Origin of the sequence: Streptomyces geranii (assembly GCF_002954775.1) — a bacterium.
In the GTDB taxonomy this organism is placed as follows: Bacteria; Actinomycetota; Actinomycetes; order Streptomycetales; family Streptomycetaceae; genus Streptomyces; species Streptomyces geranii.
In genome coordinates this window covers 66,945-78,090 of record NZ_PJME01000022.1, presented here as the reverse complement: position 1 = coordinate 78,090, position 11,146 = coordinate 66,945, and the positions used below count along the sequence as shown (strand labels likewise).

The following is an 11,146-nucleotide window of genomic DNA, read 5'->3' as shown; positions in this document are numbered from 1 at the left end:
GATGAGCGGGGTGAATGGGGTGAATTGGGGTGAGGGGGATAAGGGGGAGGGCGTGCGGCAGCGGCACATCGCCCACCTTCACCTGCATACGGCGCTGACCGAGGTCCAGTACGGCGACATAATCGAACTGATGTCCGGTATCACGCCTCACGTGCAGGCCGTGCCGCCCTCGTCCGATGCCGTCCAGCTCGATCTGACCTCGGCGCTCCGGTACTTCGACCTGTCTCCCTACGACATGGTCCAGACGGCGATGATGAGGCTGAAGGCGCTGTACGGCATCGACAGCAGCGCTGGGCTCGCGGGCAACCGCATGCTGGCCGGGATGGCGGCCGACGCGTCCGCGCCGGGGGACACCACCTGGGTGCCCGCCGGGGAGGCGGTCGACTGGCTGTGGCCGCGACCGGTCACCGCGCTGCCGGGCGTCGGCCGCGGTACGGCGGAACTCCTCGGCAGATACGGCCTGCACACCATCGGTCAGATAGTCGACCTGCCCGCGGGGACCCTGCAGCGGCTGCTCGGCGCGGTCCCCGCCCGGCTGCTGGCCGAGCGGGCGCGCGGGCACGATCCCCGCCCGGTCGTGCCCGCGGAACCGGCGGCGCAGCTGGTCGCCGACCAGGTGTTGGTACGCGACTGTCTGGACCCGGCGGAGCAGCACCGGGTGGTTCTGGGGCTCGCCGACCAGATCGGCCGGCGGCTGCGCGGCGAGGGCCGGGTCGCCGGACGCCTCACCCTCACCGTGCGGTACGCCGACCGCAGCTCCACCACCCGTACCCGCGCGCTGCCGGAACCCAGCGGCCACTCGCCCGCCCTCGCGGCGGCAGGCCTGGGCCTGCTGGCCGGCCTCGGGCTGCAGCGGGCGAGGGTCCGCGCCTTCACGATCCGCGCCGACGGGCTGCTCCCGGCCGGCGACGCCTACCGGCAGCTCTCCCTGGACCCCGGCGACACCCGGGCCCGCGCCGCCGAGGCCGCCGCCGACCGGGCCCGGCGGCGCTTCGGGCCGGGGGCCGTGCGTCCGGCCGCTCTGGCGGGCCCGAACCCGCCTGTCGCCATACGTTACGTGTAGTCACTGCTGGCTTCTTCGCGGAAGGTGAAGCGGCAAGTCGCCGAAGGGGATGCCGAATTGACCCGGCGGAACTGCCCCGGGCTCTCCTTGCGGGCCGGTACGGCCGTACCGGCACCGGCGTTCTCGATCAGGGCGTCGACGCGGCCGAACTCGTCCACAACCGCCCGCTTGCGAGCGCCCGGGCGAACCCGGTGCCGAACCCGGAACCCGCCCCGGTGACCACGGCCACCTCGTCGTCGAGCCGGAAGAGGTCGAAGAAGAGGTCGAAGAGGTCGACGACGTTGCTCATCACGGCTCCCGGTGTGCCGCCCGCAGTCCGGCGGCGGCGAGCGGCGCGACGGCCTGTCCCACCGTGTCGAATCCGGTGCCCCGGGTCAGCCCCTGTCGGAAGCGGGCGTGGATGCCCTCGGCGATGACGGCGATCTTGAAGTAGCCCAGGGAGAGGTAGAAGCCGAGTCCGCCGAGGTCCCGGCCGCTCGCCTCGGCGTAGCGCTGGGCGAGGTCGGCCGTGGCGGGGAGCCGTTCGCTGGTCGACGCGGCCGATCCGCTCAGCACCGGTGCGAAGGACGGGTCGGCGTAGACGAGGTGCAGGCCGAGGTCGGCGAGGGGGTCGCCGAGGGTGGCCATCTCCCAGTCGACGACCGCGCGTACGGTGCCCGGGTCGGCGGGGTCGAGGATGGTGTTGTCGATGCGGAAGTCGCCGTGCACGACCGAAGCGCCGCTCTCCGCCGGGCAGTTTGCGGCGAGATGGGCGTGCAGCCTTTCCATGTCGCCGAGTTCACGGGTCCGTACGCGCTGCCACTGGTCGTACCAGCGCTGGACCTGGCGGGTCAGATAGCCCTCGGGGCGGCCGAAGCCGGTCAGCCCGACCGCGTCCGGGTCGACTGCGTGCAGCCGGGCGAGTACGTCGACCAGGGCGTGCGCGCAGCGGGTGATGGCCGGCTGCGGAAGCGCGTGCAACTGCTCGACCGTCCGGATCACCGTCCCGTCGACGTACTCGACCACCGCGAACGGCACGCCCAGCACCTCGGCGTCCGCGAGGGCCACCGCCCGTGCCACCGGGACCCCGCTGCCGGCGAGGGCGGCGATCATGCGGTACTCGCGGCCCATGTCGTGCGCGGAGGGGGTGAGTTCGCCCAGCGGGGGGCGGCGCAGGACCCAGCGGGTTTGGCCGTCGGTCAGTGCGTAGGTCAGGTTCGAACGGCCGCCCTGCATCAGCTCGGCCGTGAGTCCGCCCCGGAACTCCGGGACGTGCTCGGCGAAGTACCGTTCCAGGGCGGCCGGTTCGAGGCCGTCCACCGTGCTCATCGGGTCGCCGCCGCTGTCGCCTCGGTGTGCCGGCGCAGGACCCGGCGGGCGATGGCCCAGCGGTGGGTCTCGGACGGGCCGTCGTAGATCCGGAAGGGGCGGACCTCGCGCAGGAAGCGGCCGAGCAGGATGTCGCCGGAGACGCCGAGGGAGCCGCAGATCTGCAGCGAGCGGTCCACGACCCGCCAGACCGCCTCGGCGCAGAAGGTCTTGGCGATCGAGGTGGACTGCGCGGCCGAACGCCCCTGGTCCAGCTCCCAGCAGGCCTGGAGGATCAGCCCCCGGGCGGCGGCGATGTCGATCTCGTTGTCCGCGATCATCTGCTGCACCATGCCGAGATCGCCGAGCCGCGAGCCGAACAGCCTGCGGTCGGCGGCCCGTTCGACGGCGATGTCCTGGGAGCGCCGGGCGATGCCCAGCCACCGCATGCAGTGGGTGGTCCGCGCGGGGCCCAGCCGTACCTGTGTGTAGCGGAAGCCCTCGTCGACCTCGCCGAGGACCGCCTCGTCCGGTACGACGCAGTTCTCGAAGCGCAGTTCGACATGGCCGCCGTAGAGGCTCTCGTCGAGGGTCTCGATGTGCCGGACCGTCTTCAGGCCCGGGTTGCCCGCGTCGACCAGGAACATGGTCGCGCCGCCCGGGTCGCCGGGTTCGCCCGAGGTCCTGGCCATGCAGATGGTGAACCCGGCGCCGTCCGCGCCGGTGATGAACCACTTGTGCCCGTCGATACGCCAGCCGCCCGGGACCCGTACGGCACGGGTGGTCAGGGCGCTGGGGTCGGAGCCCGCGCCCGGTGCCGGTTCCGTCATCGCGAAGCAGGACCGTACGGCGCCGGTCGCGAGCGGGCGCAGATAGCGCTCGCGCTGCGCGTCGGTGGCGATGGCTTCGAGCATGTGCATGTTGCCCTCGTCGGGCGCGGCGATGTTCAGCGCCAGCGGGCCCAGCAGGGAGTACCCCGCCTCCTCGAACACGGCGGCCCTGCCCCGCATGTCCAGCCCGTGCCCGCCGAACTCCGTACCGACGTGCGGCGCGAACACCCCGGCGGCCTTCGCGGCCCGCTGCAGACCGAGTCGTACGTCCTCGGTGCGCGCGATGCCGCGGTGCTGCTCCTCGGCCGGGATCACCGTCTCGCGGACGAACTCGGCGGTGCGGCGGGCGAGGTCCGCGACGGCGGGGTCCTGGGTGAGGTCGACTGCCATGGCGCCTCCCGGTCAGGCTAATGAGTATTAGCCAGACTGTAAGCGCGCGCTTGGCTCTGTGGAAAGCCCCCTGGCACAGCTCGCAGTTACAGGTCACAGTTGTCGATAGAATTGGCTGATGGATCGGCTATCGCCGGTTAGTCCCGCAGCTGGAGGTGGAGTGAGCCGGTCCGACGACATCCGTGCCGCGGCGCTGGAGCTGTTCACGCGCCTGGGCTACGAGGCGACCACGATGGCCGACATCGGGGGCGCGGTCGGTATGCGCGGGCCGAGCCTGTACAAGCACGTGGCGTCCAAGCAGGACCTCCTCGCCCGGATCATGACCACCACGATGGAGGACCTCCTCGCCGCGCACCGCGCCGCCGTCGCCAGCACCGAGGGCCCGGTGGCACGTCTGCGCCGGGCCACCGAGGCGCACGTCCGCTACCACGCCCGGCACCGGCTGGAGGCCTTCGTCGGCAACCGGGAGATCCGCAGCCTCGTCGAGCCGCACCGCGCCCGGGTGCTGGCGCTGCGCGCGGAGTACGAGGCCGGGTTCCGCGAGATCGTGGAGGCGGGGGTCGCGGAGGGGTGCTTCAAGGTGGGCTCGGCGCGACTGGTGTCGTACGCCGTTCTCGACCTCGGTATGGGCGTGGCGGTCTGGTACCGCGAGGACGGCGAGCTGACCGAGGACGCCGTGGTGTGGCAGTACAGCGACTTCGCGCTGCGTCTGGCCGGGGTGACTTCCGAGGGCTAGGTCTTTCGGCGGCTCGGCACGGGGGCACGTGAGCTTGGCGGGCTTGCGGAGCTGTCTGTCCGTCGTAGGGCGTGGGTGGAGAGGGAGGTCTGTCCGGGGTCCACCCGAGCTCCACCCGGGGCCAACCCGTGGGTTGACGCGGTGGGGGGTCACTCCGCGTGACGATCGAGGCATGACTTTCACGGACTGGGCGATCGATCTCGCCCTCATCGGGCTTGTGGTGCTGCAACTGCGGGGCAGGCGGCTGACGACACGGATGCTGTTGCTGCCGTTGGTACTGGTCGGCTGGGCGGGCTCGCACTATCTGCACGCCGTGCCGACGGCGGGCAACGACCTGCTGCTGATCGTGCCCGCGACGCTGGCCGGGCTGGCGCTGGGCGCGGGTGCCGGGGTGCTGACGCACGTGGACCGGAACTCCGAGGGCGAGGTCATCGTCCGGGCGACTGTCGCCGCCGCCGTCCTGTGGGTGCTGGGCGTGGGCTTCCGGCTCGCCTTCCAGCTGTACGCGACGCACGGCGGCGCCGAGTCCATCGGCCGCTTCTCGATGCGCCACGACATCGACGTGACCGCCTGGGTACCGGCGATCCTGCTGATGGCGTTCGCCGAGGTGCTCGCCCGTACCGCCATCGTGGGGTGGCGCGGACAGGCCGTACGCCGTGGCTCCCGGCTGCACCAGGTGTCGTCCGCGTGAGCGGGGTTCGTCCGGTGCGGGCCGGTTGTCCGCGGGCCGTGGGTGTCCCGGTGGGGTCGGTGGCGCGGGGTGGCTCGATGTTGTGGCGGGTGTCGTCCGCGTGAGTCCCGCGCGGCTGCCGCGGGCCCGGCCGGGACGGGGTCCGGTGAGGCATGCTTGCCCGGTGAGCGCTGATCACCTCAGGGCGGTACCCGACGATCACGCGGGGTCCGGCCTCGACGGGCCCACCCGTGGCCGGGGGGCGCTGAGCCCGGTCGCCGGGGTCATCGGCCTGGCCGGTCTGGTCTACGGGGCGGTGTCGGCGACCGATGCCGGCCTCGGCGGCCGGGATCCGGTCGGGCTGGTGCTGACCGTGGGCGTGGGCCTGGGATTCGCGGGGTGGCTCTTCTCGCGGCACACCGGGCGCGCGGCCCTCGCTCTCGGGGCCGTGCTGCTGCTGGCCGTCAGCGGCGGGGCGATCATGGCCTTCTCGGGGTTCGGAGCGGTGGCCGTCGGCGTGGCCGGGCTGTGCGCCGCCACCAGGGGCGAGCTGCGGGGCGCGGTGCTCCTGGCGGGGGCCGGGGTGGTCGCCGCCTGGGTCGCCCTGGCGGTGACCGGGCACGGGTTCGTGGGGGTCGCGGCAGCGGCGGCGGGGGCGTTGGTGGGCCTGCTCCTGGGCATCTCGCGGCGTCAGCAGCAGGCCAGGGAGCGGGCGGACGCCGAGCTGGTGCTGGAGCGGGAGCGCGGTGTCGTGGAGCACGAGCGGGCCGAACTGCTCGCCGAGCGCAACCGGATCGCCCGCGAGGTGCACGACGTACTGGCGCACACGCTGTCCGCGCTGTCGGTGCAGATGACGGCCCTGGACAGCCTGGTCGAGGCCGGTGCCGAGGCCGCCGACATCCGGGCCGCGATCGGCCGGAACCGCCGGCTGGTCGTCGAGGGCCTGGAGGAGACGCGCCGTGCGGTGCAGGCCCTGCGCGACCAGCCGGTCGCCCTGGACGACCAGCTCTCGGCCCTGACCGCGGCCCAGGGCGCCACCCTGCGGACGAGCGGCCCCACCCGCTCCCTGCCACCGGCGGCGGGAGTGGCCCTGCTGAGGGTGGCCCAGGAGTCCCTGACCAACGCCCGCAAACACGCACCGGGCGCCCGAGTCACCGTCGACCTCACCTACGGCGAGGGACACACGACCCTGACGGTCACCAACACGACGTCCCCCGGACCCGGACCAGGTCAGGACCGGCCGACCGAACTGGCGTCGACCGGGAGCGGCTACGGTCTGCACAGCATGCGGGAACGGGTCGAACTGGCCGGCGGCACGTTCGGCGCGGGGCCCGAGGGAGAGGGATGGCGGGTCGGCGCGGAGGTTCCGGGGTGAGGGCGGTGGCCGTTGACGGCGGGTGGCCGGGCTCGGGGCAGGCTTGTCGCGCTTCGGGAGGGGCCGGCCGGCGTGGAGGCCGTGGCCGTGGCCGAGTGGCGTGCCCCCGACGGCGTGAGTTGGCCGGTCGGGGTCGGGGTTCCGGGGTGAGGGCGGTGGCCGTCTGCGGTGGACCCGTCGCGGGTTGTGGGCGGCAGGCCGAGGCGGAGGCCGGGAGGGGGGTCCCGGGACCGAGAGTGGTGATCGTCGGTGGCCGGACGCTGATCTGCGGTGGGCCAGTCGCCGTCCGCGTGCCCCCGACGAGGTGGAGGTTCGGGATGGGGGCAGTGACCGTCGTCGGCGGTCGGGGGCCGGTCCGCGATGGGTTCGTCGCGATCTGCGGTCAGTCGGCCGAGGCGGGAGCCGGGATGAGGGCAGTGGCGGCCATCGGCGGACGGAGACCTGCCCGCGACGGGCTCGTCGCCCGCTGCCGTCAGGCGCCCGGCGCTTGCGCTGAGACGGAGGTCCCGCAGTGAAAGTAGTGATCGTCGACGACCAGACCCTCATCCGTGACGGGCTCGTCACCATCTGCGCGCTGCTCCCCGATGTCGAGGTCGTGGCCGCCGTCGGGGACGGGCAGCAGGCTCTTGTCGCCGTCGAGGAGTACGCGCCCGACGTCGTGCTGATGGATCTGCGGATGCCGCGCATGGACGGTATCGAGGCCACCCGGGCCGTCACGGCCAGGCATCCGCACACCCACGTCGTCGTGCTGACGACCTACAGCGACGACGAGTCGGTCAGTGCCGCCCTCGCCGCCGGGGCCCTCGGGTACCTCACCAAGGACGCCGGCCGGGACGACATCGAGCGGGCGCTGCGGGCCGCGTCACGGGGGCAGGCGCTGCTCGATCCCGCCGTCCACGCCCGGCTGGTCGCCCTGGTGACCGGGCAGCGGAGCGTCTCGGCGCCGGAACCGCCGGAACGGCTGCCCGACGGGCTGACCGCCCGTGAGGCCGAGGTGCTGGGCTGGATGGCCCAGGGACTGTCCAACCGGGAGATCGCCCGTTCCCTCGTCGTCAGCGAGGCCACCGTCAAGACGCACGTCAACCGGGTCTTCGCCAAGACCGGCAGCCGCGACCGGGGCCAGGCCATCGCCTACGCCCACCGGCACGGCCTGGACCGGCCCCGCTGACTCACAGGGCGTTCAGCAGGACGACGTACACAGCGGTGCCGATGCCCACGCTGAGGATCGTGCGGCGGCCCAGGCCCAGATGGACGCCGATGGTGACGGCGACCGCCGGCAGGGCGTACCGGGCGCCGTGCGGGTCCGTGGTGACCGTGCCGTGCAGGGCGGTCGTGGCCAGGATCGCCAGGACGCCGACCGGCATCCACACCGCCAGCCGCCGCACCACCGCCGAGCCGCGCAGCCTGCCGAGCACCGCGAAGGGCAGGGCACGCAGGGCGAGCGTGATCGTGAAGACGATCGCCAGGACCGAGAGCAGGTACGGGGTGCTAGGGCCTGTCGTCAAATGCATCGGCGGTCCTCCTCGGGGTCTCCCGTACCGCCGTCGCGGTGGTCTCCGGGCGGCGGGCGGTGAGTGTGTGGCGGGCCAGGAGCAGGGTGACGTAGAGGAGCATCGCGGTCAGCACGGCCAGGTCCGGAGTCAGTACGAGCGCTGCCGTCACGCTCGCTCCGGCCAGCAGCAGGGACGGGATCTCCCGGCGGGAGCGGAACGCGTCCAGGGTCAGCACGGTGAACAGGGCGCACAGGGCGAATTCGAGGCCCTCGACGGGGGCGGGCAGGGCCGCGCCGAGGGCGACGCCCAGCAGGCCGCCGCCGACCCAGTACGCCTCGCAGGCGAGCTGCATCGCCAGCAGCCGGGGAGCCGAGCGCTCCTGTTCGGGCAGCGACGCGCTGACGGCGTACGCCTCGTCGATCATCGCGTAGACCGCGTACGCCCTCGCCGCCGGGTGCCTGACCAGGTGGAGGGGGAACGAGAAGGCGTAGAAGACGTGCCGGAAGTTCACCACCAGGACCGTCAGCGCGACCGCCGCCAGCGGTGTGACGGTCGCGATCATGCCGACCAGCAGCAGCTCCAGGGAGCCCGCGAACGCGGCGACCGACAACGCGGGCGCCAGCCACCACGGCAGGCCCGCCTGGATGATCAGCAGGCCGAGCGCGATGCCCAGGGGGAAGATCCCGAGCCCGGCGGAGAAGGAGTCGTGGACGCCCGCTGAGATCCGGGCTCGTATGTCTTCTGGCACCTCTCCAGGGTCCCTTGAAAGTCCTGGCATGTGGTTGCGAATATTGCTGAGACGGTCGGTCTCCGTGCAATATTCCATCTATGGATGTCACTGATCGAGCAATTATTGCCGAGCTGGAGCGCGACGGGCGGCTGACCAACGTCGAGCTGGCCCAGCGGGTCGGGCTCACCACCGGGCCGTGTCTGCGGCGCGTTCAGCGGCTGGAGGCCGACGGGGTTCTGCTGGGGTACCGGGCCGTCGTCGACCCCGTCGCCATGGGGCGCTCCTTCGAGGTGCTCCTCGACCTCACCCTCGAAGCGCAGGACGCGGAGACCGTCGAGTTCTTCGAGGACATGCTGACGGCGGCGCCTGAGGTCGTGGAGCTGCGTCGGCTGTTCGGCAACCCCGACTATTTCGTGCGCGTCGCGGTCGCCGACCTCCCCGCCTACGAGGCCTTCCTCAGCCGCCGGGTCATGACGATCCCCCGGATCAAGAACGTGACCTCGCACTTCACCATGAAGACCGTCAAACCGGGTCGATAGCCGCTGCCTCAGGCCGGGCGGACCAAGCCCGCGTCGTACGCGAAGATCACCGCCTGTACACGGTCCCGGGCGCCGATCTTCGCCAGGATGCGGCCCACATGGGACTTCACCGTGGACTCGGCGAGATGCAGGCTCTCGGCGATCTCCGTGTTGTTCGCGCCGCCCGCCATCGCGATCAGCACCTCCCGCTCGCGTTCGGTCAGGTCGGCGAGCCTGCGTTCGTGGCCGGGGGCGGGGCCGGTGCGCCGGCTGGTGAAGGTGTCGATGAGCTTGCGGGTGACACCCGGGGAGATCACCGAGTCCCCGGCGGCCACCGCGCGGATGCCGACGACGAGTTCCTCGGGCCGCGCGTCCTTCAGGAAGAACCCGCTGGCCCCGGCGCGCAGCGCGTCGTACGCGTACTCGTCGAGGTCGAACGTGGTCAGCACCAGGACCCGGGAACGACCGCCCGACTCGACGATCCGCCGGGTCGCCTCGATGCCGTCCATACCGGGCATGCGTACGTCCATCAGGACGACGTCGGGGCGCAGTTCGGCCGTCTTGCGGACCGCCTCGCTGCCGTTGACGGCCTCGTCGACGACGGTCATGTCGGGCTCCGCCTCCAGCAGCATGCGGAAGCCGAGGCGTTGCAGGGTCTGGTCGTCGACGATCAGGACGGTGGTCATGCCGGGGGCTTCTCCGTGGTCGTGGTGTGGGCGGTGCCGGACGGGGGGTCGGTGCGCAGGACGGCGTGGACGCTCCAGCCGCCGTGGTCGTTGGGGCCCGCGGTGACGCCGCCGTCGTAGAGGGCCGCGCGCTGCCGCATGCCGATCAGGCCCTGGCCGCCGCCCGCCTTGCTGAGGTTCGCCCGCCGGGGGCGCGAGGGGCCGGAGTCCTCGACCGTGACCTGGACGGTGCCGGGGGCGGCGGTGAGGGAGACGGTGACCGCGGTGTCGGCGGCGGCGTGCTTGAGCGTGTTGGTCAGGGCTTCCTGGACGATCCGGTAGACGGCCAGCTGGACTCCCTGGGTGAGGCCGGTCAGCTCGCCCTCCGAGCGGAGGGTGGCCGTCGGGCCGGCCGCCCGGACCCGCTCCAGCAGGGGCTCCAGGTCGGCCAGCCCCGGCTGCGGGGCCAGCGGCGCCTCACCCGGGGTGTCCCGCTCGTCCCCGACGACCGCGAGCAGCCTGCGCAGTTCGCCCAGCGCGTCCCGGCCGCTGTCGCCGATGATGCGGAGCGTCTCCGCGCCGCGCTCCGGCTTCGTCCGGGCGAGGGAGGCGGCGCCGTCGGCGAGACCGACGATCACGGCGAGGGTGTGGCCGAGGATGTCGTGCATCTCCCGGGAGACCCGGGCCCGCTCCCGGGCGGTCGACAGCCTGGCCTGCTGGTCGCGGTCCTTCTCCAGGGCGACGATCACGGTGTTCACCAGCCGCCCGGCCAGCCCCAGGAAGGCGAACGCCGTCACGACCAGCAGCGCCAGCGTCAGCACCACCCAGGACCGGGTGGCGTGCGCGATCTGGCCGGCGTCCCAGAAGAGGGTGCCCGCCACGGTGATCTGCGCCAGGGTGAGGGCGGTGGCCAGCGCCGCCCGGCCGGGCGAGGCGAAACGGCCCATGTTGTTCAGCGCCACCACCCACGCGGCGTTCGCCCCCGTCAGGATGCCCAGGAAGGCGACGGGCATCGACACGACCGTGATGACGGCCCACACCAGCGTCGGCCGTCGCTCCCGCCACAGCAGCGGCACGGTGAGCGCCAGGGTCAGCGCCACCTTCACCGGGACGTTCGGGCCGAAGTCGTCGTCGAACACCTCGGAGACACCCAGCAGCATGCAGATGACGGGCACGGCCCAGAGCCGGATGCGCGGATGCGTCCGGTCGGCCAGCCGCCACCCGGCCAGCCGGGTGATGATCGAGACGATCGCGCGCTGGTCGGTCTCCTCCGTCAGCGGCCGGGGAAGCCGGATGACGTCGGACGGCGCCGCCGGGGCGGCTGCCTTCGATGCGATCACTCTGTACGCCCTCCAGGGATCGGGCGGGCCCGCCCGCCGGCCTCGGGGG

13 protein-coding genes are annotated in these 11,146 nt (G+C 72.8%); 6 read left to right on the top strand and 7 right to left on the bottom strand.

All coding sequences use genetic code 11. From position 1 onward, the window contains the following. The first annotated feature begins 1 nt into the window (after position 1). Entirely contained in the window at positions 2-1,063 is a 1,062-nt protein-coding gene (locus CW359_RS26720; RefSeq protein WP_105972750.1) for a DNA polymerase Y family protein, read from the top strand. Between the two features lie 127 nt (positions 1,064-1,190). Here the strand turns inward: CW359_RS26720 and CW359_RS45945 are convergent, their stop codons facing one another. The 3 genes from CW359_RS45945 to CW359_RS26710 are packed head-to-tail and all read right to left on the bottom strand — an operon-like array spanning position 1,191 to position 3,570. Further along, the gene (locus CW359_RS45945; RefSeq protein WP_198655399.1) at positions 1,191-1,352 is read right to left on the bottom strand and encodes a hypothetical protein; all 162 of its coding nucleotides are present in this window, start codon (positions 1,350-1,352) and stop codon (positions 1,191-1,193) included. Beyond that, complete coding sequence (locus CW359_RS26715) at positions 1,352-2,371, bottom strand: phosphotransferase family protein (RefSeq protein WP_105972690.1); 1,020 nt, start codon at positions 2,369-2,371, stop codon at positions 1,352-1,354. Before CW359_RS26715 ends, CW359_RS45945 begins: the two co-directional genes overlap by 1 nt. Then, positions 2,368-3,570: an acyl-CoA dehydrogenase family protein gene (locus tag CW359_RS26710; RefSeq protein ID WP_105972689.1), complete on the bottom strand. Its 1,203-nt coding sequence runs from the start codon at positions 3,568-3,570 to the stop codon at positions 2,368-2,370. The genes CW359_RS26715 and CW359_RS26710 overlap by 4 nt, the downstream gene beginning before the upstream one ends. A 160-nt stretch (positions 3,571-3,730) precedes the next feature. Between CW359_RS26710 and CW359_RS26705 the strand changes: the two genes are divergently transcribed. The 4 genes from CW359_RS26705 (at position 3,731) to CW359_RS26685 (ending at position 7,519) form a co-directional block, all read left to right on the top strand. Then, the gene (locus CW359_RS26705; RefSeq protein WP_232838605.1) at positions 3,731-4,306 is read left to right on the top strand and encodes a TetR/AcrR family transcriptional regulator; all 576 of its coding nucleotides are present in this window, start codon (positions 3,731-3,733) and stop codon (positions 4,304-4,306) included. A gap of 172 nt (positions 4,307-4,478) precedes the next feature. Next, entirely contained in the window at positions 4,479-4,997 is a 519-nt protein-coding gene (locus tag CW359_RS26700) for a hypothetical protein (RefSeq protein ID WP_105972687.1), read from the top strand. Positions 4,998-5,160: 163 nt separating this feature from the next. Then, a complete protein-coding gene (locus tag CW359_RS26695) occupies positions 5,161-6,351 on the top strand; it encodes a sensor histidine kinase (protein WP_105972686.1) in 1,191 nt (396 codons plus the stop codon). A 511-nt stretch (positions 6,352-6,862) separates the two neighbouring features. Further along, positions 6,863-7,519, top strand: coding sequence for a response regulator transcription factor (locus tag CW359_RS26685; protein ID WP_105972684.1), 657 nt, complete (start codon positions 6,863-6,865; stop codon positions 7,517-7,519). A gap of 1 nt (position 7,520) precedes the next feature. Here the strand turns inward: CW359_RS26685 and CW359_RS26680 are convergent, their stop codons facing one another. Continuing rightward, complete coding sequence (locus CW359_RS26680) at positions 7,521-7,862, bottom strand: branched-chain amino acid transporter permease (protein ID WP_105972749.1); 342 nt, start codon at positions 7,860-7,862, stop codon at positions 7,521-7,523. Next, positions 7,840-8,592 (bottom strand): AzlC family ABC transporter permease, encoded by a 753-nt coding sequence (locus CW359_RS26675; protein ID WP_232838604.1) that lies wholly within the window; start codon positions 8,590-8,592, stop codon positions 7,840-7,842. Before CW359_RS26675 ends, CW359_RS26680 begins: the two co-directional genes overlap by 23 nt. An 80-nt stretch (positions 8,593-8,672) precedes the next feature. Here CW359_RS26675 and CW359_RS26670 point away from each other — a divergent pair, with 80 nt between their 5' ends. After that, positions 8,673-9,113 (top strand): Lrp/AsnC family transcriptional regulator, encoded by a 441-nt coding sequence (locus CW359_RS26670; protein ID WP_105972682.1) that lies wholly within the window; start codon positions 8,673-8,675, stop codon positions 9,111-9,113. An 8-nt stretch (positions 9,114-9,121) separates the two neighbouring features. Here CW359_RS26670 and CW359_RS26665 read toward each other — a convergent pair whose 3' ends face one another. Together CW359_RS26665 and CW359_RS26660 are read right to left on the bottom strand one after the other, a co-directional pair. After that, positions 9,122-9,778, bottom strand: coding sequence for a response regulator (locus CW359_RS26665; protein WP_105972681.1), 657 nt, complete (start codon positions 9,776-9,778; stop codon positions 9,122-9,124). Then, positions 9,775-11,097 (bottom strand): sensor histidine kinase, encoded by a 1,323-nt coding sequence (locus CW359_RS26660; RefSeq protein ID WP_105972680.1) that lies wholly within the window; start codon positions 11,095-11,097, stop codon positions 9,775-9,777. The genes CW359_RS26665 and CW359_RS26660 overlap by 4 nt, the downstream gene beginning before the upstream one ends. Positions 11,098-11,146: the final 49 nt, after the last annotated feature.